30 protein-coding genes and 3 pseudogenes are annotated in these 22791 nt (G+C 39.4%); 30 read left to right on the forward strand and 3 right to left on the reverse strand.

Translation table 11 applies throughout. From position 1 onward, the window contains the following. Window positions 1-194: T7SS effector LXG polymorphic toxin (locus tag QMZ64_RS21995; RefSeq protein WP_301441590.1), on the reverse strand; the 194-nt coding region annotated here is incomplete at its 3' end. A gap of 231 nt (window positions 195-425) precedes the next feature. Between QMZ64_RS21995 and QMZ64_RS22000 the strand changes: the two genes are divergently transcribed. The 12 genes and pseudogenes from QMZ64_RS22000 to QMZ64_RS22055 all read left to right on the forward strand — a co-directional run bounded on the left by QMZ64_RS22000 (window position 426) and on the right by QMZ64_RS22055 (window position 9237). Next, complete coding sequence (locus QMZ64_RS22000; protein WP_301441591.1) at window positions 426-1154, forward strand: peptide arginase family protein; 729 nt, start codon at window positions 426-428, stop codon at window positions 1152-1154. 602 nt (window positions 1155-1756) lie between these two features. Next, entirely contained in the window at window positions 1757-1960 is a 204-nt protein-coding gene (locus QMZ64_RS22005; protein ID WP_243940500.1) for a hypothetical protein, read from the forward strand. A 1031-nt stretch (window positions 1961-2991) separates the two neighbouring features. Further along, the gene (locus QMZ64_RS22010) at window positions 2992-3420 is read left to right on the forward strand and encodes an HIT family protein (protein ID WP_265626948.1); all 429 of its coding nucleotides are present in this window, start codon (window positions 2992-2994) and stop codon (window positions 3418-3420) included. Between the two features lie 637 nt (window positions 3421-4057). Further along, window positions 4058-4351 carry a hypothetical protein gene (locus QMZ64_RS22015; RefSeq protein ID WP_243940506.1) on the forward strand — a complete coding sequence of 98 codons (294 nt, stop codon included), beginning with the start codon at window positions 4058-4060 and terminating at the stop codon, window positions 4349-4351. 178 nt (window positions 4352-4529) lie between these two features. Then, entirely contained in the window at window positions 4530-5510 is a 981-nt protein-coding gene (locus tag QMZ64_RS22020; protein WP_265626947.1) for an alpha/beta hydrolase family protein, read from the forward strand. Window positions 5511-5569: 59 nt separating this feature from the next. Beyond that, window positions 5570-5812: a hypothetical protein gene (locus QMZ64_RS22025; protein ID WP_265626946.1), complete on the forward strand. Its 243-nt coding sequence runs from the start codon at window positions 5570-5572 to the stop codon at window positions 5810-5812. A gap of 51 nt (window positions 5813-5863) precedes the next feature. After that, a complete protein-coding gene (locus tag QMZ64_RS22030; protein WP_265626945.1) occupies window positions 5864-6343 on the forward strand; it encodes a DUF7878 domain-containing protein in 480 nt (159 codons plus the stop codon). 176 nt (window positions 6344-6519) lie between these two features. Continuing rightward, a complete protein-coding gene (locus QMZ64_RS22035) occupies window positions 6520-7119 on the forward strand; it encodes an SAM-dependent methyltransferase (RefSeq protein ID WP_265626944.1) in 600 nt (199 codons plus the stop codon). A gap of 105 nt (window positions 7120-7224) precedes the next feature. Then, window positions 7225-7697: pseudogene (locus QMZ64_RS22040) on the forward strand (DUF4944 domain-containing protein). A 32-nt stretch (window positions 7698-7729) separates the two neighbouring features. Beyond that, the gene (locus QMZ64_RS22045) at window positions 7730-8329 is read left to right on the forward strand and encodes a GNAT family N-acetyltransferase (protein WP_265626943.1); all 600 of its coding nucleotides are present in this window, start codon (window positions 7730-7732) and stop codon (window positions 8327-8329) included. A gap of 136 nt (window positions 8330-8465) precedes the next feature. Beyond that, window positions 8466-8942, forward strand: a complete 477-nt coding sequence (locus QMZ64_RS22050; protein WP_059231482.1) for a Rok-like winged helix domain-containing protein — start codon at window positions 8466-8468, stop codon at window positions 8940-8942. A gap of 118 nt (window positions 8943-9060) precedes the next feature. Continuing rightward, the gene (locus QMZ64_RS22055; RefSeq protein WP_186438739.1) at window positions 9061-9237 is read left to right on the forward strand and encodes a hypothetical protein; all 177 of its coding nucleotides are present in this window, start codon (window positions 9061-9063) and stop codon (window positions 9235-9237) included. Window positions 9238-9578: 341 nt separating this feature from the next. On the opposite strand, the gene QMZ64_RS22060 is transcribed toward QMZ64_RS22055, so the two are convergent. After that, window positions 9579-10199 carry a hypothetical protein gene (locus QMZ64_RS22060; protein ID WP_265626942.1) on the reverse strand — a complete coding sequence of 207 codons (621 nt, stop codon included), beginning with the start codon at window positions 10197-10199 and terminating at the stop codon, window positions 9579-9581. Window positions 10200-10636: 437 nt separating this feature from the next. Here QMZ64_RS22060 and QMZ64_RS22065 point away from each other — a divergent pair, with 437 nt between their 5' ends. The 4 genes from QMZ64_RS22065 (at window position 10637) to speG (ending at window position 12525) form a co-directional block, all read left to right on the forward strand. Then, the gene (locus QMZ64_RS22065) at window positions 10637-11221 is read left to right on the forward strand and encodes a TetR/AcrR family transcriptional regulator (RefSeq protein WP_243940516.1); all 585 of its coding nucleotides are present in this window, start codon (window positions 10637-10639) and stop codon (window positions 11219-11221) included. A gap of 80 nt (window positions 11222-11301) precedes the next feature. Then, window positions 11302-11634: a DMT family transporter gene (locus QMZ64_RS22070; protein ID WP_243940518.1), complete on the forward strand. Its 333-nt coding sequence runs from the start codon at window positions 11302-11304 to the stop codon at window positions 11632-11634. A 2-nt stretch (window positions 11635-11636) separates the two neighbouring features. Further along, entirely contained in the window at window positions 11637-11954 is a 318-nt protein-coding gene (locus QMZ64_RS22075) for a DMT family transporter (protein ID WP_243941164.1), read from the forward strand. Between the two features lie 28 nt (window positions 11955-11982). Further along, complete coding sequence (gene speG / locus QMZ64_RS22080; RefSeq protein WP_301441592.1) at window positions 11983-12525, forward strand: spermidine N1-acetyltransferase; 543 nt, start codon at window positions 11983-11985, stop codon at window positions 12523-12525. Between the two features lie 38 nt (window positions 12526-12563). On the opposite strand, the gene QMZ64_RS22085 is transcribed toward speG, so the two are convergent. Then, entirely contained in the window at window positions 12564-12890 is a 327-nt protein-coding gene (locus QMZ64_RS22085) for a YxeA family protein (protein WP_409365406.1), read from the reverse strand. A gap of 244 nt (window positions 12891-13134) precedes the next feature. On the opposite strand from QMZ64_RS22085, the pseudogene QMZ64_RS22090 reads away from it, so the two are divergent. The 14 genes and pseudogenes from QMZ64_RS22090 to QMZ64_RS22155 all read left to right on the forward strand — a co-directional run bounded on the left by QMZ64_RS22090 (window position 13135) and on the right by QMZ64_RS22155 (window position 22651). Next, window positions 13135-13539 (forward strand): annotated as a pseudogene (locus QMZ64_RS22090) (hypothetical protein). 64 nt (window positions 13540-13603) lie between these two features. Beyond that, window positions 13604-14236, forward strand: coding sequence for a redoxin domain-containing protein (locus QMZ64_RS22095; protein WP_265626939.1), 633 nt, complete (start codon window positions 13604-13606; stop codon window positions 14234-14236). Continuing rightward, window positions 14220-15083, forward strand: a complete 864-nt coding sequence (locus QMZ64_RS22100) for a manganese catalase (protein WP_265626938.1) — start codon at window positions 14220-14222, stop codon at window positions 15081-15083. Before QMZ64_RS22095 ends, QMZ64_RS22100 begins: the two co-directional genes overlap by 17 nt. An 82-nt stretch (window positions 15084-15165) precedes the next feature. Further along, the gene (locus QMZ64_RS22105; protein WP_265626937.1) at window positions 15166-15966 is read left to right on the forward strand and encodes a DUF2935 domain-containing protein; all 801 of its coding nucleotides are present in this window, start codon (window positions 15166-15168) and stop codon (window positions 15964-15966) included. A gap of 132 nt (window positions 15967-16098) precedes the next feature. Further along, on the forward strand, window positions 16099-16593 hold the full coding sequence (locus QMZ64_RS22110) for a GNAT family N-acetyltransferase (RefSeq protein ID WP_265626936.1): 495 nt from the start codon (window positions 16099-16101) through the stop codon (window positions 16591-16593). A 16-nt stretch (window positions 16594-16609) separates the two neighbouring features. Then, window positions 16610-16912: a hypothetical protein gene (locus QMZ64_RS22115; RefSeq protein WP_152848607.1), complete on the forward strand. Its 303-nt coding sequence runs from the start codon at window positions 16610-16612 to the stop codon at window positions 16910-16912. Window positions 16913-17236: 324 nt separating this feature from the next. Then, window positions 17237-17842: a TetR/AcrR family transcriptional regulator gene (locus tag QMZ64_RS22120; protein WP_243940532.1), complete on the forward strand. Its 606-nt coding sequence runs from the start codon at window positions 17237-17239 to the stop codon at window positions 17840-17842. A gap of 180 nt (window positions 17843-18022) precedes the next feature. Next, window positions 18023-18478, forward strand: a complete 456-nt coding sequence (locus tag QMZ64_RS22125) for a MarR family winged helix-turn-helix transcriptional regulator (RefSeq protein ID WP_301441594.1) — start codon at window positions 18023-18025, stop codon at window positions 18476-18478. Window positions 18479-18585: 107 nt separating this feature from the next. Continuing rightward, a pseudogene (locus QMZ64_RS23430) lies at window positions 18586-18968 on the forward strand (nitroreductase family protein); the annotation flags it as partial. Window positions 18969-19000: 32 nt separating this feature from the next. After that, on the forward strand, window positions 19001-19939 hold the full coding sequence (locus QMZ64_RS22135; RefSeq protein ID WP_265626934.1) for a ring-cleaving dioxygenase: 939 nt from the start codon (window positions 19001-19003) through the stop codon (window positions 19937-19939). 21 nt (window positions 19940-19960) lie between these two features. Further along, window positions 19961-20569 (forward strand): flavin reductase family protein, encoded by a 609-nt coding sequence (locus tag QMZ64_RS22140; protein ID WP_265626933.1) that lies wholly within the window; start codon window positions 19961-19963, stop codon window positions 20567-20569. A 202-nt stretch (window positions 20570-20771) separates the two neighbouring features. Then, the gene (gene wrbA, locus QMZ64_RS22145; protein ID WP_265627809.1) at window positions 20772-21386 is read left to right on the forward strand and encodes an NAD(P)H:quinone oxidoreductase; all 615 of its coding nucleotides are present in this window, start codon (window positions 20772-20774) and stop codon (window positions 21384-21386) included. Window positions 21387-21687: 301 nt separating this feature from the next. Beyond that, entirely contained in the window at window positions 21688-21828 is a 141-nt protein-coding gene (locus QMZ64_RS22150; RefSeq protein WP_265626932.1) for a hypothetical protein, read from the forward strand. Continuing rightward, a complete protein-coding gene (locus QMZ64_RS22155) occupies window positions 21821-22651 on the forward strand; it encodes a prohibitin family protein (protein ID WP_065643198.1) in 831 nt (276 codons plus the stop codon). Before QMZ64_RS22150 ends, QMZ64_RS22155 begins: the two co-directional genes overlap by 8 nt. The last annotated feature ends 140 nt before the right edge of the window (window positions 22652-22791 follow it).

The raw sequence follows: 22791 nt of genomic DNA on the forward strand, positions 1-22791 counted from the left end.
TGTAGAAAAGGGGTGTGGCATTCCTCATAAAACGCGCGGATCGCGTCGCCGCCTTTTCCTTTTAAAGCATCATCAAGTGATGTGATCCCCTCAATGGCTTTTTTGACCTTGGCGAATTCGTCTGATTGATGTTTTAATTGTTCCAGCGTTTGATCAATTGCATTGTGCAACGACTGAACATCCAGCGTCTTCATGGCATTCTCCTCTAATTCTTTTGGTTACAATAGTATAGAGTTTACCACTTTACGGAAAGGAATTGGTGAATAAATCCTGTTCATTCATGAAAATAAATCTTTTGGTTTAGGTAATAATACTCTTTGGTATTGTGTAAAGAAAGTCTTTAAAAAAGAGAGACATTCATTCCTTTTTCCACTGGAACAATTCTGTGATAATATTTAAATTAAAACGAAGACAAGAGGGACAATATGAATATACCTAGAGATTATAGGGTTTGCTTCCCTGAAAAAAACATTTTTGTTTCTTGCGATCATAATTGGGCGTTTGCCGCTTGGGAGTTAAAAAAACGAGCTGGAGAACTAACGCCTGATGCTACATTATTTCATGTCGATGCACATTTAGATGATGTATGGGACGGTTTAGAAGTAGAAGGGTTATATGATATAAAAAACTCAAAAGATATTTTTAATGTATCTAGAAAACTGAAAATTGACAACTTTAAATGGCCAGCCATAGGAACTGGTACAATAAACAACGTTATTTATATTTCACAGCAATCGTACGGTGGAGATCCATTTGATTTTAAAGATTGGGATTATACAGATGTACAATTGATGCCAGTAAAAAAAATTCTTGATAGTAATAAGCATAACGGTTTTAGATACAGGACTATTGAAGAGTTTGTAGAAAATAAGGATTCGTTAGAAGTGAAAAGAATTATTCAAGGAAAAAATTTAATACTTGATTTAGATTTAGACTATTTTAGTGAAAATGAAAATAATTTACTTCAAAATAATTTGATGGACGAACAAAAAATCATAGAAAGATTAACAATCTTAAGAGGTCTATATTCATGGAGTCTAATAACGGTAGCATTATCTCCAGTTTATTGTGGAGGAGATGAAAATGCTGATTATTTGCTAGGATTATTTTATAAAGTATTTAACTTAGATCCTGATGAAGTAATAGAGTGGTAAAGTTACTATTAAAACCTTTATTAAGTACGTGAGACAGCCATTTTTATATGACCAAAATCACGACCAAAATTTGACCAAAAAATATTGAGATTCATACAGAATTTATTTCAGATTTAAAATAACAAGCACTGAAAAAGCCTATGTTTATAAGGATTTTCAGTGCTATACATAGTCTATTTCAATTCGAAATTATGTTCCGCACACAAGTCCACCCTTGGGAGCGCGAGCAGTATATGTCTCAGTATTAATCTAGGAATCCCTTGGCACCAGTAGTGTCAGGGGTTTTTGATTTTTGGTCAAAAGATTTGGTGACCAAAAAATTTGAAGTTTCTAATCTAACTTCATAATCGATGAGAGATAATCCTCGTAATCTTCGATTATATCTTGGTCGAGTTTCTTACTGATATGGGATTAAACATCAGTTGCTTTCCTTGATATATTTCATGTCAGCACCTGTATTCCAAGAGCAAAACCACGTGTGTTAGACGCAAAGTGTGGTCAGCTTGGAATGCCACGGCAAAAGTGACCTAAAGAACTAAATACTAAGTTGGGTGGACATGTTATATTAGGGTGAACAATAAGCTGAGGGAGGAAACTTTTGAATGCTTGAGTTGGATAGGAATATAAACAAAGTAAACGGCCTTAAAGAAGAGCACGCAAAGGGAATCCTGAAGATTATTTGCGGAAAATTGGATAATCTAAAACACGCGGATGGTCAATATACAGAGAAAGAATTTGTTGAAGATATTCGATCAATGATTGAGGATTTTCCAGAATTGGATAATAAAGAAGAGAATAATGAATAAAAAATCCTTCTTGCAAGAAGGATTTTTTTTATAACAATACCACGCCGACGACATATACGATCGATTTAGTTATAAACAATTTTTAAAACGGGAGGTTTTGAAAAAGCGAAATAGTAATAACTAAGGTTGATAAAGAGCCCAAAGATATCAAAGATACAATTTTTCGGTTGTTTTGCTTTTTTGGAGATTTACTTAATTCATAGATTAATGTACTCCATAAAAGTATGGAGGCCAAAATAATAATACTCATATACACATAATCCTCCTTTTTATGGTTAACATTGTCATCTATTTTACCACATTTAGGATTGAGATGTCGATGAAATAAGCATCTTTATTTTTTAACTCTTAGAGATTTGATTTCTTAAGGTTTATTTTATTCTTTTACTGAAGAACAAAACAGTTTATTTTCAACCTGGACTATAATCAACACCTCTTTAAAGAGAACAAAATGCAAATCGAATGTATCTATATATAGGTTTATATGTTATTATTTGTATGAAAATATCTTGCAGCGTCGGTTTAGAACGTATTAGCAAAAGAGAATTAGGGAAGTCGCTAAGCTATTTCTTTGGTTATGATACCCCCCTATGGAGGAGAAAAAATTAAAAGTGCTGTATGCATGAAAATCAGAAGGGGAGATTGGTATTAAATTTTTGCCGCCAGTTTTCGCAGGTATTGCCGTATTTTTAATGACTTTTTATATTGAGTATTCTTCTAAAAATTTATCCTTGGGAAATAAGCTTATATTCAATGTTGCTGCGGCTATTGTGGGGTGTATTGTGGGAATGTTATTAAGTAAAAGAAACAAGCAGTAAAGAGACCGATTGATAAAGTTAGGTCTCTTTCTCATTTTTATAACATGCAGGGAAATTATCTTTGGATTAATAAAGGAAGGTAATCATTTCGAATTTCGGATTAAACATGAGCTAGATCATTTTTCAAATATCTCTAGTTTATAAAGGATCTTAACGAGTTGTGAGTTTGTGCATCTGAAAAAACTTCAGAAAGAGAGGGACACTTAATAAAGTATGAATAGTGAAATGGACAAATGTATATTTTGTGAAATCGTTAGTCAAAAAATTTCAAGCTATGAGGTTTATAAAAATGACGATGTAACAGCATTTCTTGATATAAACCCTGTTACAAGTGGCCATACATTATTCATACCAAATAAGCATATTGAAAGACTGGATCATATTAACAATCCCCATCTGTCTAATGAAATAATGGATTCTTTAATTAAAGTACCTCAAATATTAATTCAATCAGGTATTTGTGATGATTACACGATACTCTCAGACAACGGTCATTTTGCTCAGCAAGATATTAAACACCTGCATTTTCATGTCATACCGAGACACATGAATGAAAAGTTTGAATTCAAATTAAACACCGACTTTACTGCAGCTGAGAAGAGTAACTTACTTTCGGTATGGAGAAAGATTACAGGGAGATGATGAGACAAGATCATACAGAACTTTAAAAGTCGAAAGATGATTTGATCTTTTGTTTTAGTGCGGTTTGCTGAAATTATAAATTTGTCCAGAAATTCTTTCCTTTCTTGTATAATGGTAACCATGATGATTAACAATGGTTACAAAGGAGTAAATTATGTTTTTAATAGCTTTTGTATTCGCGTATTTTATCAAGCAGCCGATATTAAGTATTGGGACACTTTTTCTTTTCATCTATGGATTTAGATTTTCTTCTAAAGGCATGAATGCTGAAAAATACGATGATTATATTAATCAATATAGACTTATATTTTGCTTCGTCATACCTTTCCTTAATTTTTATATGTATTGGTCAACGATAGGAGGTAATGCAGGATTCGGGTTTACGTTTAGCCCGCTTACCCTAATGCAAAAGCTGTCTTTCTTGTCACAAGTTATTTTGATATTCTTACCTGAAATTCGCAAATTTTTATCTCGTAAAAACTTCATTCATATTGATGAAAAGAAGCAGAGATTAGCATCGGTTTTGTATCCAATTGCTTTAATCCTAACAATTTGTATGGCATATCGTTAAGGACCGTAAGCAATGGCCTTACTCTACATGAAAGTTGCATCCACTATACTTTGGAGGGGACTATTGATGAATTTCGATCCGGAAAAACTAAGGACATTTCTTAATTGCGCGTCAAACCCACCAAACCCAAAGGATACAAAAATAAGAAATTATTATGTGAATCAAGAGTTTGCGGCCTTTAATATTGATTTTGAAAATGTAGACATCGCTCTGCGCATTGCAGGCATGTTAGGGAAATCCGCCACGAAATTTACGATAAATCCTTTTCTTTTCCCAGATACGAACAAAATCGATTATATCCAATTTTTAATTTTTGAAATTAATGATTCAGAACTATTGGCATTTTTAGAACAAATATAATAGCATTTCTTTACGCCCCTTCTGCGTGACAACAAATAAACAAAACAGATGAAGACAGCTTTGAATAATTAATCGGGAAATGAGACCGGTTAGCTGGCCAATGCTCGATGAAGGACTTGGCCAAACATTCTTCAATGAAAAGAATCACCATTACTTATACCAATCAGGAGGGCAAAAAGTGTTTTTTGCAAAGTTGATCGATCGTTTAGCGTTATATGATTTGCACAGGAAAAGAAGTAAAGAAAAACATTTTTCCGCTTTTTCATTGAGTCCGATTGACAGGGACGAATTCTATCAAGCAAAAGCGGCTGATGTCTCCTTTATTCTTTATGAAGCGAGCAAAAACTATTTGGCTGGACATTTCAGCTATGAATCTATCATTCCATCTGGGGACCCTGTCAATGATAGTTTAAAAGGTGAGGTTTTTTTAAATAAGAATGACATAGATCAACCTAATGTTATTTTTGTACATGGCTGGCGAATGGATTCATATGACAGAATAAAAAAGATATTTCATGAGCGTATGATGAACGATTTAGGTTGGAACATGTACTACTATTCTCTTCCGTATCATTTTGAAAGAGAGCCGGAACATTCGCTTTACAGCGGGGAATTGATGATAAGTGCGAATTTGAATCGTACAGTTGAATCAACAAGACAAGCTGTCGTCGATTTACGGGCGCTCATTCACTGGATCAAAGCAAATAAAAACGGCCCTGTTATTATAGTGGGCGTCAGTTTAGGCGGGTGGATGACAAATTTACTGGCTGCCCTTGAGACTGAAATCGACATCGTGGTCTCGATATTTTATGCGAATCGTCTTTCTTATGCGATATGGAATACCATCCCGGGTAAATTCATTAGAGAAGAATTAGAACAGCACGGTGTGACATATGAAGATTTAAAAACATATTGGGAAATTACAGATCCCAGCCAAGCTGTGCCGAAAGTTAACAAAGATCACATTTTGCTGATTTCCGCCGTGTATGACCAATACGTTCACTTAGAGGATGCTGATAAGTTGTGGGAAAGCTGGGGGAAACCCGAAAGACATCTCTACAATTGCGGCCATGCCGGAATTGTTCTTTGTCGCAAAAAACTGGCATTAGATACGATTTCTTTCATCCGAAAAAAATTAAAGCAGCTTCATGAGGGATAATTTCTTTAATTTATTAAAAAGCTGGCAATTTTCAAAATGGGCTAATAGGAGGTTTTTGTATGTACTTTGTTTCCGGATTTGTTTCAATTTTGCTGGGTCTATTAACGCTGTTTTTCTTACAGGTGTTATCTGTTGCTTTTCCTCATTATATAATTGATGCAACTGGCAATGATGAAGCTTCAGCTTATTTTCAATCATCTGTATTATTGTATCCTGTGCTGCTGCTTATTTTAGGCGTAATCTTGATTATCGTTCATTTGCGAACAAATGATAAGGAAAAGGATGAATTTAAAGGCGAGTAAAAAATGGCTAATCCGAAATATTGGGCCAAAGTGAGCGAAGGGTGAGACAGTTTGTTTCGATCTAAATATAATATCCAAAAAGTGAAATTTGATTATAAGTTCACATCTGATGAATCAGATATCCCAATGAAAATGAGAAAAGACCCTTCAGTAGCAATGAGAGTAGAGGGAGAACTTGAAATCAAAATAAATGAAAAGACATATTTTAAAGAAAATATCGCCTTATTGGAATTTTATGTTTCTTTAAATGAGTGGATTAAAAAGATCAAGAAAAAAAACAAAGTTACAGAGTATAGATATTACACAATGGAGTATGAAAAGGGCGAACCTATTATTTCATTGATACTATTTGATTATAAGGCTCGACTAACGACCATTTGGGAAACTCAACAGTTATATAATGTATTCGACCTTGATTACATCACCGAACAAATGGAAATTTCACATGAAAAACTTGGACGTGATATTGAACATCATTATAGGATTTCATTGAAGAGCTTTGTTGGTAAGATCCCATTAAGAAAATATTGATTTATCCTAAAGGCTCCCTTAGTTCATGAATCAGAGGCCAGAGTTTAAAAACGCCTCATCTGCGATGTGAAATTGAAATGCATATTCTAAAAGAAGCGGGTATATCATTGGCTATAAACGACGAATCACCATATCATTGATATGAAAGCATCTAAAAAAAAAGGAGAACAAAAACGATGAACTTTTGGCATAAGCGCTTTCAAGATGAGAACTATGTGTATGGAACGGAACCGAATGCGTTTTTGGCAGATTCGCAGAAAAAACTTCAATTGTCGTCGGGCGATGCTTTAGCCATCGCAGAAGGCGAGGGGCGCAATGCGGTTTTTTTAGCAGAACAAGGGATGAACGTCACGTCATGGGATTATGCCGAATCAGGGTTGGAGAAAACGAAAAAGCTTGCCGAAACACGTCATGTATCAGTAAAGACAGAGCTTGTTGACTTAAATGAAGCGTCTTGGAACCAAGGGCAGTGGGACGAGATTGTATGTATTTTCGGACATTTTCCAGAAGAGCTGCGCCGAAAAACGCTTCTTGGAGTAAAAGAAGCCGTGAAGCCGGGGGGATTTTTCGTGACGGAAGTGTATTCGACGCACCAAATTCCTTACAAAAGCGGCGGGCCGCAGGATCCGGAGCTTTTATATACACCGGAAGAATTTTTACAAACCTTTTCAGATTGGCGTATTGTCCACTTTTTTATGGGGGAAGTCGTTCGTCATGAAGGGGCTTGGCACAACGGCCTGTCTCATGTCATTCAATTTATTGGTCAAAAGCGCTGAATATCCCGGGGAAATATGATTTTAAAAAGGTGCCGTTTATGGCGCCTTTTTTGCGTAACTTTTTTCACCGTCATCACTACTATTGTGATGAAAGCGGGGGATATGATGAAACAGAATAATGGACTCAAACGGCTGCTGATGATCAGCGCCATTCTGCTTTTCATTGGCGGGGGATATGTCAGTGCAATGATCTTCGGAAAGAAAGTGGTGTATGAAGGAGAGGGGGAAAGCGGTCTGTGGCATGCGAGAAATCAAGTAAAACGTCAATCGGGCCTAATTATTTTTTGAATTTATATTGGGATGGCAGCAAAAAGGATGCGAAAAGAACGATTGTGAAAACAATCACCTTGTACATAGACGGCAAAAAGTATGATGACAGAGGAGAATACGATCTTTCTGAATATACCGGAGAGGAGATGGATGGCGGAGGCCATATGGAAGATCATATCGCAACTTTTGATTTTATGCCTGAAGAGGATGTCATCGGGCATGCGTTATCAGTTAAAGTGGAGTGGAAAACCGGAGATTATGAGAACGCGGAAATAATGAAATTAACCAAGATTCCGTGGTATAAATGAACGACAATCACTGAATAAGGAAGTGATTTAAAATGAATGAAATTGAGATCAGAAGGCCGCAAATTGACGACGTTGAAGAGCTGAATCAGTTTTTCAGAATCGTGGTCGAAGATACCTTTGCTAAAGAGGGGATATCCGATCTGCTTGATGATCAAGAAAGTGAAATTGAAAGTAAGAGGCAATATTTGAAAGCAGACTTGGACAGCAAGGGGAAGAGCCGGCACTTTTTTATCGCTTCAGATCAACGTCTGAATAAAATCATCGGTACAATCGAATATGGCCCTGCCAGCGAATTGATCGATATTTGTACAGATGGGGCTTTAAAAGATTTATATGAGGTAGGGACGGTATTTGTCCACCCGGATTATCAAAGACACGGAATCGGGACATTGCTGTTAAGCGCTATGTTTTTGACCTTTCTGAATCGGGGAGTGAAGGAATTTTGTTTGGACAGCGGCTATCCCGGTGCACAAAAAATATGGAAGAAGAAATTTGGCGACCCTGACTATGTGCTGAAGGATTATTGGGGGAAGGGATATGATCATATGATTTGGAGGAGACGGACGAAGGATATGCCGATTGATGCAAGAACAGCAGCCATGCCGTCGGTGCTGCCCAAAGAGGAATCGTGAACGTGATCATCCTTTATATTCCATATATGTTTTAACCATAAAAAGAACTTTTCTTGAATTTATTTTTAAATAAATTGTTAAAGTTAAAAAAGTCCTATAAACTATAATGGAATCTTAATTTTAGGATGTGGGAGATATGTTCAACGAAAGAGAAGCGTTGCGTTTGAGACTTGAACAGCTGGGAGATGCGGAGATTCAGGTGATGCGGGAATTGCGAAAAGAACGACAGGACATTTATTCGAAGCTGCGTGAATTGGATCGGGAGAGTGATCCCGCAATTAACAAAAAGTCTTCATTGATCGACTTGGCAAGCGCTGCAGCAGAGGAATTAAAACAATCCCAACATGCCGCTGACAAACATCCGCCCATCAAGACTCCATCTCATACTATTTTCCAATCAAAAACAACCATACAGCGTGAGGCTGCCTTAAACATTTTAAGCCGCTATGAAGAGGGCTTGAAAGGCATTAAGCTCAAAACTGAAATCGAGAAAGAAACCGGCTTTCCGATTAAAAACATGACGACATTTATGAAGAGCTTGATGAAACATCGCCCAGATATTAAAAAGCCTGCCCGCGGCCATTATATTTTGCAAAAACCCAAAAGCCTTTAGCCAGCTTTTGGGTTTTTGCAGACTTGAGTCCTGATGATATATAAACAGTGTGAGACCCTGAAACCAAACAGCGTCTATATCGTATATATGTTTAAAATAAATGACAAGGGTGTTCGTGATGTTAGATAAAAAGAAATACTTTATCATTATGGTACCGGCTTTAATATTAGCAATTATATCTAGTTTTTTAGTCCCGAAAGAACAAGGGTATTGGGTCGGGATGTTATTTATATTGGCAGGCTGGGTGATTTATTATTTTTGGTTATATAAAGAAAAGAACAAAACGAAAAATTAATGTTTATAAGGATTGAATATCATAAAAAAACGTCTATATAGACGTTTTTTTGGATCCATTGTTAGCCAACCTGCTGGGCGGCAACCGACTGAGCCGGTAAACAAATGCTCAAGCAGCCGTTTCTCCCAGATTTTATCGATCTTTTAACTTTAAGGCGTAAGCTTTGAACTGTTAAGAGCTTTGATACTTAAGCTGTAAACGCTGAACGCTGAGCTTTGAGCTTTTATCTCATTGTTGGCACAGCGTCTCTTTGGCTGTGCAGATGAAATAAAAGGAGGGAGTCACCTTTCCCTCGGAAGGTGTTTAGTTTTATCGGTTTTCGGTTGGCTAACAATCGGCCGTCAATCGATTTTGATTTTGGTGAGTGTATTGCTCTCGGACAATGCAAAGTCAACTTCCATTTCAAAGTCCTCGATCTTTTTTGATAAAGAATCGATCTTCTCTTTTAGATGCAGCGGATCGATGATTTTGGCTTCATTTTCAGCGAGGAAAGATTTGACGATTTCCTGGTTTTCAGCGGCTTTTACTTTGCCGTCTTTTCCGAAAAGAGTCTCCAGATGCTTGTCCAGTCTTTCCGTTACTTTTTGATTGACGCTGTCGGCCTCGTCGACTAAATCAGCGTACACTTCTTTCAGCTTATCCAACAGCTGAATGTCGTAGCTGATGGAGGTTTTTCTTTCGATGGCTTCAGCCACGGTCATCTTGACTCCGGCCACTTCAATTTTGGTCGTCGCGTTGGATACAACAATGGCGGACTTAATGGCATTTCGCCTTTTGATTAAGGCTTCAACCGATTGATAATCGGCTTTCGCCCTTGTTTCCAAGTCTTCGGTTGTCCGAAATCCGTTCGGCAGTTTCTTTCCGATCATCAAGCCTCCGAATGTGCTCTCATTTACGGCCCGCTTGATTCTTTTATCCAACATTTTGAGTTCGCTTAGTGCTCTGGTGATCGTAAGTTCCATTCTATAGCCCCTTCGTGGTTTTTATATTTAAAAAAGCTCTTTATTTACTCATTAGAATAATGATTTATATGTTATATTTTCATAAATCATAATAGTCCAAAAAGATTAATAGAAATCTGTAGGAGGTCTAATCGATTGAGAACTTTTCCTAATTCCTATTGTTTGTCGTTGTTCCGTTTCACTGCAAAACATACAGCGAGGACGACTGCGATAAGAGAAGCAGCTCCGCATACCAGCTTGATCAGCAGTTTCAACAATATCAACTCCATCTGTTTCGGTATATGTGTAAAGTATAAAAGGGATTCATATCCAAAGACAGCGTATGCTTAAGATTTTAAAGAAATTTTAAGGAAATAAGTCCTGCGCCGCCCGGTTGACAATGAAAAGCCGCTCCACTAAAATGAATGATAGTCATTCATTTTTAGGGGGTCTGCCATATGCCAAAGCACACGTCCGGCAAATATGAAAAGATTTTGCAGGCGGCCATTGAAGTCATTTCTGAAAAGGGGCTTGATAAGGCGTCGATTTCAGATATCGTGAAAAAGGCGGGTACTGCGCAAGGCACTTTTTATCTTTATTTCTCATCCAAAAATGCGCTGATTCCAGCGATCGCGGAAAATCTTCTGACACATTCTTTGGACCATATAAAGAGCAAGGTCGACGGAACCATGTCTTTCTGGACCGCCTTGGACATCATGATCGATGAGACGTTCAACATGACGGAACTTCATCAGGATATTATCGTTCTTTGCTACTCAGGTCTTGCCTTTGACCATTCGATGGAAAAATGGGAGGCGATCTATCAGCCTTATTATTCCTGGCTTGAAAGACTTATTGAAGAAGCAGTTGAGAAAAACGAGGTCATTCCTGACATCAATGTGCGCTGGACGGCCAGAACGATTATCAACTTTGTCGAAAACACAGCGGAACGTTATTACATCGGGGCGGAAAAAGACGAAGAGCTCAGTGTGTTCAAAAAAGAAATATTTACTTTTCTAAAGAGAAGCATAGGAACCAAGTAAAAAATGACCGGCTGCAGCTGTTCATTTTTTATCGGGCTAAAAATGACTGACGTTCATTCACAACAGGGAGGGTGTTATCATTGAGTTGGCTCCTCGTCATTATTGCGGGTTTTTTGGAAGTGGTTTGGGCCTCAGGCCTTAAACATGCGGATTCCTTCGCCGATTGGCTGATGATCTTTGTATTGATCGCGGCAAGCTTTATCATGCTGATACGATCTTACAGGAACATTCCGATGGCGTCGGCTTATACCGTATTTGTCGGGATCGGAACGGCCGGCACATATGTGACGGGTGTTTTTATGGGTGAACCCTTTTCAGGAGGGCAAATATTTTTTTTGATCGTGCTGTTGGGAGGCATTATTGGCATGAAGATGTTTACAAAAGAGAACAATACCCAATCAGGAGGTGATTGATGATGCCGTGGATGTTTTTGGTGATTTCCGGAATCGAAGAGGTTATTGCAGCAATCGCTATGAAATATGTAGACGGCACAAGAAAAAAATGGCCGATTATTGTCATGGTGTTGGGGTTTGGCTTATCTTTTTTCTGCCTTTCAAAAGCCATGCAGGTGCTCTCAGCCGGTGTTGCGTATGCGGTTTGGACCGGGATCGGCAGCATCGGCATTACGGCAGTCAGCTTATTTTGGTTTAAAGAGCGTATTCGTGCTCCGCAGCTCATCTCACTTGGCTTTATTATTGTCGGGGTGATCGGCCTGCGCCTTACATCATCTTAAATTTTAATTTATATTGGAGGTTGCTGATATGTTGAATCAGCTTAAATTGCGTCCGCTCGAAAGAGAAGACCTTCCGTTTGTCCACCGTCTGAACAACGATGCGAAGATTATGTCGTATTGGTTTGAAGAACCGTATGAGACTTTTGTTGAGCTGCAGGATTTGTTTGACAAACACATTCATGACCAAAGCGAACGGCGCTTTATCATAGAGAAAGAGACTGAGATGATCGGATTGGTTGAGCTGGTCGAAATTGATTATATTCACAGACGGGCGGAGTTTCAAATCATCATTGATCCCGAGCATCAAGGGAACGGGTATTCGTCAAGCGCAACGTATTTGGCGATGAACTACGCGTTTTCCGTCTTGAATTTGCACAAATTGTATTTGATCGTCGATGAAGATAATGCAAAAGCGATTCACTTGTATAAAAAGGCAGGGTTCACAATCCAGAGCGAGCTGCAGGATGAATTTTTCGTTGACGGCTATTATCGTAACGCTATTAGAATGTGCATTTTTCAGGATGAATTTTTATCACTTAAAAAAAGCAAAAAGGAAGGCATGCAAGGATAAAATAAAGAGATGGCGGCGCCATCTCCCTGCATGTTTTTTTAATTTTCTACACCTAATCGATCTTTGGCTTTGGCGGGAATGTCGTCTTTTTCAACCTCTTCCCACGATTTCACGCCTTTTTTTTCAGAATAGAAAAGCCGTAAAAACGCGCCTGTGCGAAGGTTTTTATCAGCTGTGAATTCCATTGTTTTTTCTTGACCGTCTTCATCAAAACCGGCCAGTTCATATTTGAAGACGGTGTATTCCTCGCCGTCGTCAAACTTCGACGTGACTTCCTTCCCGTTTCCGGTAATGTGAACATAATATTCGTCTGTTCCAACACGGTTTAAGTTACATCCGCTTAATAATGCGGTAAATATGATCATCAGGCTGATCCATACGATATGCTTTTTCACAATTTCACCTCATTTATCATTCTAAGATTCATTGTCTGATAAAAAAATCGAATAACGTGACATGAACATTACACTTTTGTAAGGGATCGTTCGGCACACTCATCCGGAGACGGGAAATTAAATTTCAATATCCTTTTTATTTGATAAAGTCTATAATATGGAAAAAAGGAGGGGCGCCAATGAAAAAATTTTATTTTTGATAATGTTTTCAATCATGACGGCCTTCAGTTTTCATATTCAGCCTGCTGATGCTGCGGTTACATAAGATGAGAAAAAGACGACCATGACAATGACTGAAGATCAAGTGGGATTTTTTAAGGCGGACAGCAACAATGTAAATGACTACCCGACATGGCTGTATTATAAGTTTACGATTTTTAATGCAGAAGGCTGTACACTCAATATCAAGCTGCAGAGAATCACGTTAACAGGACATGCGATCACTTTAAGCGAGAAAGAGTTTACGGGAAATCATCTTCATTTAAGTGCTGCAGATAAAGTGAGCGGGACGCCGCACCGCAATCATTTCCTGGATATCACAAAAGTGTCGGGCTGCGGATATGTTGGAATTACAGGCTTTTACGGCTTTGAGCATCAAATACCGGACTACTCATCATAAAGAAAGCCCCGGAGAGGCGTTTTTCATATCAGGGCTAAAAAACGTTACATATTGGGAGAAAAAAATGAAAAAGCAAACGCTGCTTTTATTGAGATGCGCCATCCTCTTGCTCCTATGTTGTGCGGCTGGTTATGCTCTTTATCAGCATGTTGGCGGAGGCCGGAATGAACAGGCAGGCGCCGCCCTTCATCAGCAGGCATTACATTTTAAATTATCGACTTTAGAGGGCGGTGACATCGAACTGAAAACATTACGGGGAAAGGTGGTGCTTGTCAACTTTTGGGGGACTTTTTGTACACCGTGCAAAGAGGAGATGCCGGTCATGCAAAAAGCTTATAACCGTTTTAAAGGAGACGGTTTTGAAATCATCGCTGTCAATGTGCGTGAATCGAAAGGTGCGGTAAAGAGCTTTGTCGATCGCCATGGCTTAACTTTTCCGGTCGCTTTGGATCAATCGGCTGAAGTTTATCGTTCTTGGGAATTTATTATTTGCCTACAAGTATATTCATTAATCGGGAAGGATCGCCCGAGCGGATGTATGTCGGAGGAATGTCTGAGCGGCAAGTTGATATGTGGATTGAAGACCTTCTTAGCGGTTCATAGAAACTCATTTAAAAGGGATAGACAAACACCTATTGTTCTTATCGTTCATAAGGTAGCTTTAGGAGAGGAGCGATCTTATGTTTTTTCATATTAAAGAACTGCAGTATCATGCAAAGCCTGAAAAACCCGATCCATTATTTGCGAAAAAGCTTCAGGAAATACTGGGAGGACAGTTCGGGGAAATTTCAGTAGCTCTGCAGTATCTTTTTCAAGGCTGGAGCGTCAGAGGAAACGGCAAGTACAAAGATCTGCTGATGGATACAGGAGCTGAAGAGCTCGCCCATATCGAGATGCTGGCGACGATGATCGCAAGGCTTTTGGACGGTGCGCCGGTAGGCGATCTTGAAAAAGCGGCAAAAGATCCGGTGCTCGGCGCCATTCTCGGAGGGATGAATCCGCAGCATGCCATAGTGTCAGGGTTAGGGGCGATGCCGGCCGACAGCGTGGGAAACCGCTGGACCGCCGATTATATTATCGCAAGCGGAAACTTGCTTGCCGACTTCCGGGCAAATTTAAACGCGGAATCGCAGGGACGCCTGCAGGCCGTCCGCCTTTATGAAGAGACGACGGACCGCGGTGTCAAAGATATGCTCTCCTGGCTGATTGCAAGGGATACGATGCATCAAAACCAGTGGCTTGCAGCCATTAAAGAACTGGAAGCGAAAGAAAATGTCGTCGTCCCAAGCACATTTCCGCGCAATCTGGAAAAACGGGAAGTCTCCCATGTATTATTTAATTTTTCAAGAGGCAACGAGAGCGCTGCAGGCAGATGGGCGAAGGGACCAAGCATGGATGGGGAAGGCGTTTTTCAGTATGTTGAACATCCTCAGCCCCTTGCGAAAAAACCGGTGTTAAGACCTGCGCCTGCATATATTCATGATACGCCGCCATCAGTCATTCAACATTCCCGGGATGACGTGCTGCCTCCGAATCTTTATTGATCAGCTTCTATTTGCATGATCATATTTCGTGCTTGCAGCGAATAGCCATATTGAAGAATGGTATTTAAAGGGAGGCGCAAGCTTGAAAACTTATAAGGAGACGGCCGTTTTCGAACATAAATTTTGGCTTCAGGTTTTGGGTGATCATGCGCGTTTTATTTTGGATTCTTTGGCCGAAAGGGAAAAGGAAGATATTCAAAAGGCGAAGCAGTTCAAGCAGACGTTCGATGTTTTGCTGAAAAAGGTGAATACTTCGCCTGATTTGTATTCATTAACGCTTGAAGCTGAAGAATATGCCCTGCAGTTCAGGAAATTTAAACTCTCCATCATTAAAAGGCACCTGACAGGCGATATTAAAATTCACCTTTCTCCGACTTTTATCAACCATATGGTAAATGAACTGGAGGAATATTTGCTTGTGCTTAAATACTTGAAAAAACGGGAAGTGCCGCCTGTTTTCCATGAGCTGCACCACCATATGCTGTGGCTGATGGATGCCGCCGGACATGCTGGTGCAATTGCCGATGACCTGGATGCGGTTGAAAAACGTTTGAAAGAGAAGAGCCGGGAGTTTGTCAAACATTTTGAACAGTTCTATATTAAATCCGTTGAGTTGACGGGATATCTCAGAGCGAATGTTGAATCTTTTCCTGCTCTCAGAAGGATGAATAAAGACGTGAAGCTTGAGGTCGAGCTGTTCCGTACCTTTTTGAAAGAAGTGGAGGAGATGGAGCTTACAGATCAGATGCTCGGTACGTTCTCTGCGCTGATGGCAGACCATATGATGAGGGAAGAATGTTATTATTTAATGAAAATCGCTGAATCAACAAATACGCAAAAACCTGCGTGCGACCCTGCGAAACCGAGGCTGCTTGAAAAGTAATGCCGGCGGTTTTGCTATTTTTTTTTGATGAAGCTGCGAATTGATTTGGCACCTGCGGTTTGCACAGCCTTTTTTATGCGATTATAATTCAGAATATATAGATAATCTAAAAACTGTTTGGAGGGCTTTTTCGTGCAAGTCAGAAAAATAAAGGATTCAGATGCCAAAAGCTATCTCAAACTCTGTGAAACGATCGATGAAGAATCTGAATTCATGCTGTTTGAACCGGGTGAACGAAAGCTTCAGGCACAACGACAAATCAAACAGATCCAATCCGGCGTGTGTGAAGTTTTTGTTTGTGCGGCTGATGACGGAAGCTTAGTCGGATATGTTGCAGCAGTCAGAGGACAGGTTCAGAGAACACGCCACCGCGCCCATGTCATCATCGGCATACGCCAAACGTATATCGGACAAGGTATTGGGGGAAAGCTGCTACAGGCATTGGAAAAATGGGCCTGTGAAGAAAAGCTTCACAGACTTGAGCTGACTGTTATGACCCATCATACAGCCGCCGTGCGTTTATACAAAAAAATGGGTTTTATCATTGAAGGCACTAAAAAGCACGCTTTGAAAGTAAAAGGACAATATGTTGATGAATATGTCATGTCCAAATTAATCAATGAATAGCAAATGGAGGTTTCAAATGAAAGACGGGTGCCATCAGGCCATCGCCGCTGTCAGCTACTACAAAACAGAACGGACGATTGATTTTAACCGGCAAACCTATACAAAAAAGCAGAATCAAATGTACTTGTACAACGATAAAATTTTAACTGCAAGCCGCCAGTATCGCCTTGAGCACGTCCACGATGTATCATACAGACCTTTTTCCGAGGCCGGTTTGCTTTACCTCCATACGAACCAGGGGGTATTTGCTTATGAAGTGAATGTGGACCCCGGGTATTTCATAGAGGCTTTTAAAAAACAGAAAAATCCAATTAAATAAATTACAATATATATGAAGTTTTTAGCAGTAAATGCTAGAATGAATGTTGGGAATTTTGCAAGGAAAGGAACATGCAGCTACCGGCCTGTTAGGGCGATCGGCATTGTTGACTTACCGGGCTTATGTCACTTGGCGGTGTTTATATGTGACTGCTATGCTTGATGAAAGAACGTCCGCGCTGGCTGCAAGTGTATGTTTGAGCAAAAGATTTTAAGCGTCTTTTTCCAATTTTCTTTCACATAACGAGTCCTTGACGTTCCCAGTATATCTCAATACATAGATAGTTTAACTTAATTAGAGAAGTAGAGAGGACAGGACAGCTTAATGAAAAAGAAGACACAGAATACGGTTCAAAAGATCGTAGAAGCCGGATATCATCTGTTCGCCCAAAATGGATATTCGGCAACCTCTGTAGATGAAATTATGAAAGAAGCCGGTTTTTCTAAAGCTACGTTTTATTTGTATTTTAAGTCAAAGGAGATGCTGTTTCTCCATATTATGAATGAGCAGATGGAAGATCGCTTTCAAACCAGCATGAATTGTTTTCGAAAAAAGACGCTGAGGGGATTGCTCACAGGGATTGAACACTTGATTCAAACATCAAATAAAGAACATTCGACAGCTTTATTTTTGGAATTTATGGCAAATAGTCATAGATATCCTGAGATTCAAAGTAAAGTAGCTCTTCTGTATGAGCAATGGAGGGAGTTTTTTGTCGAACTGATCGAGCAGCTCCAGGAAGAAGGTATCGTTCAGAAACAGCTCAATCCGAAGGTGATGGCCACCACGCTGATAGCGATCTTTAACGGATACAACCATCAACACCACGCGGATTCTTCGATTAATAAACAGGAACAGCTTCAGTCCATTATATTCTTGCTGAATCCGAAGCTGCATCTCCAGATAAAAGACAAACTATTTCATGCATGACAAGACTTCTGAAACAGCCGGCGCTGCCGACCTTGAGTCGGCGGTTTTTTGTGTTAGATTCGAATCCTCTTTGTCAATGGTACGCCGCAAATCAATGAAAACAATTTTAAAAAGTTGACACAAGCAAATCATTATTATACAATTATCTCGAATTCGAGATAATTAAAAAGGATGAATACCGTGGGCAGTCAAGATATGGAGAGATACGAAGAGGAGTTGTCTTTAAAGGCATTTATTGTCTTGTCTCGTGCACTGCAATCGATTAAAAAGCGTGTGGAAGAGGACATTAAATGTTTAGGACTAAACCCAACTGAGTTTGCTGTTCTGGAATTAGTCTATAGTAAAGGCGATCAGCCGATACAAAAAATAGGCGAAAAGGTATTAATCGCGAGCAGCAGCATTACCTATGTTATAGATAAGCTGGAGAAGAAAAAGCTCATAGTGAGAAGGCCTTGTCCTAAAGATCGCCGGATAACATACGCTGCCTTAACGAATGAAGGAACTGCACTGATGAACAACCTTTTTCCAAAACATAAAACAGCTATGAAAGTCATTTTCGGCGGGTTAGATATAAAAGAAAAAGAAGTTCTAATTGAAAAGTTAAAAAAACTTGGCTTCCTTGCCCAAAGCATGTAAATTTTTTTATCATAATATCTCGAATTCGAAATATATGAATTCATGATAATGAGGAATAAATATTGTTCTGGGGATTCTATTTCTGAACAGGAGCATAATGACATAACAAGATCCTAAGCTCATCAGCAGTCATCATCGTTTTGGGTGACAAAAAGGCTTTTCATCAAGCAAAAGAAATCTACAAAGGTTGAAAACTGCTCGGAGTCCTAAGTAAAAAATATACGATGATATGGTTAACGATACGATCAATCCAGACAATAGAATTTCAAAGGGATGAAGCTATCAGGAATGACTCATGGCTGCTAAAGAAAAAGGCGGGGATACGTGTCCCATTTGTTTTGATCCTTTAAAGGTTAAAGAGGTGTGGAATATAAGTGAACAATATGAGGTTGTCATGATGATCACCCTCTGGAAGGAAAAAATAGACAGCAGAAAACCACGGGGATTTAGAAAACCTGTAAATGAATTTGTAACGTATATCTCATCATAAAGCTATGTTTCATGAAAGAGGAGTGAAATGGAATGAAAAAGAAAACAACTGGAATCCATCACATTACAGCGATTGTCGGCCATCCGCAAGAGAATGTGGATTTTTACGCTGGCGTTCTTGGTTTACGTTTAGTGAAAAAAACCGTTAATTTTGATGATCCGGGAACATACCACCTCTATTTTGGCAATGAAGGCGGGAAACCGGGAACGATTATTACATTCTTTCCATGGGCAGGTGCCAGCCGGGGAGTCATTGGAGATGGTCAAGTGGGAGTGACTTCTTACGCCGTTCCTAAAGGCGCAATGGCTTTTTGGGAAAACAGATTAGCAAAATTCAATGTGCCTTATACAAAAATGAACCGTTTTGGAGAGGAATACTTGGAGTTCGATGATCCTCATGGTCTGCATCTGGAAATTGTCGAAAGAGAACAAGGGGAAAAGAACAGCTGGAAAGTAGGGGAAATCACACCGGACAATGCAATCAAAGGATTTGGCGGAGCAACACTGTTATCCAAACAACCGGAAAAAACGGCTGAATTATTAGAAAAGGTCATGGGGCTTGAAAAAGTTGGAGAAGAAGGAGATTTTGTACGTTTTCGTTCTGCTGGTGACATAGGAAATATGATTGATTTGAAATTAACAACTATAGGAAGCGGACAAATGGGAACGGGTACAGTTCACCATATTGCCTGGAGAGCCATTGATGACAATGATCAATTGGAATGGCAAAAATATGTTGCGGAAAACGGATACCGTGTTACACCTGTGCAAGACAGAAATTATTTTAACGCGATTTATTTCAGAGAACACGGGGAAATCTTATTTGAAATTGCAACAGATCCACCAGGATTCGCCCATGATGAATCATATCAGACAATGGGAGAACAGTTAATGCTGCCGGCCCAGTATGAACACTACAGAGAGCAGTTAGAAAGAAGATTAATTCCTGTAACAGTGAAGGCGCTGGATTAATTTTTGTAAGGAAGTGATTCGATGCTGTCCATTGATCCCAACACAAAAACAGAAAGAGAGAACTACAAGTTTTTAATCGGGAGTATTATACCGAGACCTGTTGCATTTGTTACAAGTTTATCAGAGGAGGGCGTCTTAAACGGAGCTCCTTTTAGTTACTTTAATATTGTATCTTCAAATCCTCCGATGATCTCCCTTTCTATTCAACGTTTTGAAGGGAGCCAAAAGGATACAGCGAGAAACATTTTGAACAGCAAAGAATTTGTGGTCCATATCGTTGATGAACAAAACGTTGAAAAAATGAATTTAACGGCTGCCAGCCTACCACCAAGTCAAAGTGAAGTTCAGTTCGCGGAGTTAACCCCCGTTGAAAGTGTGAAAGTCTCGGTGCCGGGCGTGAAAGAAGCAAAAGTGCGTATGGAGTGTGTTCTGGAGTATTCATTAGAGTTGGGGGTTAAGCACTCTGACGGATGCGATTTTATGATAGGCAGAGTCGTTCAATATCATATCGAAAGCAGCATCTATGAGAATGGAAAAATCGATCCAAAAGGCCTCGGCGCCATCAGTCGTTTAGCCGGGCATGATTACGCAAAGATTGGCGAAATCTTCACCAGAAAAAGATCGAAGTAATATAACCAGCCACAATATCTCGAATTTGAGATTTATTAAATTGAAATGTTTTAAGTTTATTCTGGCAAGGAATAATAATGGCAGCGAAACACTTTCAAGGGGGTGGTTCTTAAAAGGATTGCCGAAAAGAAAACAAAAAAGCAGGTATGAAAACATGGGATTTTTAAACAAATTATTTAGAAAATCAAAGGAGATGGATCATATGTCAAATGTAAAATTAGCTGTAGTTTTTTATAGTATGGGCGGAACAAACTATCAATTAGCCAAATGGGCTGCAGAAGGAGCAGAAGAAGCAGGCGCTGAGGTCAAAGTTTTAAAAGTACAAGAATTGGCTCCGCAATCAGTCATTGAGGGAAATGAAGTGTGGAAATCCACTGTTGATGCAACAAAAGACATTCCAGTCGTAACCTCTGAAGATATAGAGTGGGCAGATGCTGTTATATTCAGTACACCAACACGTTTCGGCAATATGGCATCGCAAATGAAACAATTTCTTGATACACAAGGCGGACTTTGGGCAAACGGCAAGACAGTGAATAAGGTTGTAAGTGCAATGTCTTCCGCTCAAAATCCACATGGTGGTCAAGAAGCAACGATCTTGTCCTTATATACTTCAATGATGCACTGGGGAGCTATTATTGCTTCTCCTGGATACACTGATCCTGTCCTCTTCGGGGCTGGCGGAAATCCATACGGAACGAGTGTTACAGTCGATCAAAACGGGAAGATGATTGAAGACGTAGAAGCTGCAGTGAAACATCAAGCTAAACGCACAGTGACAGTGGCTGAATGGGTTAAAAAGGGCAATCAACAATAATTGAAATTTAATATTTTTAAAAGAGCCAAATGATTGGCTCTTTTTTTAGTATGTGCCCAGCTTATAGTTGGTTCGGCATGCCGCTTCTTTATTTGATATACGAACACACTTTCATATAAGCGGCATAAAGAATAAGATATCCGACATATCCTAAACCGATGCCACTGATTTCACAAAATAAAATTTTTTCTATTAAATTTTAAAAAAATGAAACTTTAAGTTCATATGAACGTAAACATAAGTGAAATGATTTTATTTAGTCATACGATCAATCAACAAATGCAAAAGGGGTGAAACAAAAGTGAAAGTCATGATTGGTTCGATCATATTGCTATCCATTATAGGGTTTGGCTTATGGCTTATGTTAAGCCCGCTTTTTAAAAAAGTCGGAAGCGGGGCGAGCAAAATAAAGAAAACGCTGGAGGATGACAAAGATGAATGAAAAACCAAAGAAGAATAAAAACAAAACGCTGCTCGGCGGCATTATTGTCGCTGTTGCCTTAATTATTGGAGGATTCACGGCTTCCCTGTTCATCGAGAAAATTCCGAACGGATATGTCGGCGTCGTTTATTCCCCGAATGGCGGGGTGAAATCGGAAACGCTCGATCAAGGCTGGCATTTAGTCGGACTGTTTGACAAAGTCACAAGATATCCGGTGCGGATGCAGACTGTAAACAATCAGGATATTCAAGTGGCTACTTCTGACGGCAAAAACATCTCAATGGACATCGCCTACAACTATGTCGTTCAGCCTGATAAAGTCGTAGAATTGTTTAATAAATTCGGAGCGGTTGATATTGAATCAATTGAAAACAGCTACTTGAAAACAAGGCTGTGGGACGCTGCAAGAAAGTCGATTTCCAAATACTCCGTCATTGATACATACGGACAAAAATCATCAGATGCCGCTGCAGAAATCCAAAAAACATTTGCAGATGATATGAAGGGACTCGGCTTTGTCATTGACGATTTAACACTCGGTGTGCCAAAGCCTGATAAAGCGACCCAGGAAGCGATTGACGCGCGCGTGAAGTCTTCGCAGGAACTGGAAAGAACGCAGACAGAGCTGAAGATCGCCGAAGCGGAAGCGAAAAAGAAAAAGATCGAAGCCCAAGGTATTGCCGAGTATAATGAAATTATTAAAAAATCGATGTCAGATGAAATGATCAAGTATCAATGGATCCAAAAATGGGACGGAAAAATGCCTAAAGCGACAGGATCGAATTCCCTGATCCAGATTCCGACTGATGAGAAAGGAAAATAAAACGAAAAAATCCCTTGCTAAGGGATTTTTCAGACCGTTGACAAAATAGGTCGGATCATAGAAATCCGACCTATTTTTGTCCATTTTGTTCTATTTTTTCGACGAAAAAGCTGGCGATGAGGACCTTTCCAAGTCCAATT

The sequence above is a fragment of the Bacillus sp. LB7 genome, from assembly GCF_030449715.1.
In the GTDB taxonomy this organism is placed as follows: Bacteria; Bacillota; Bacilli; order Bacillales; family Bacillaceae; genus Bacillus; species Bacillus paralicheniformis.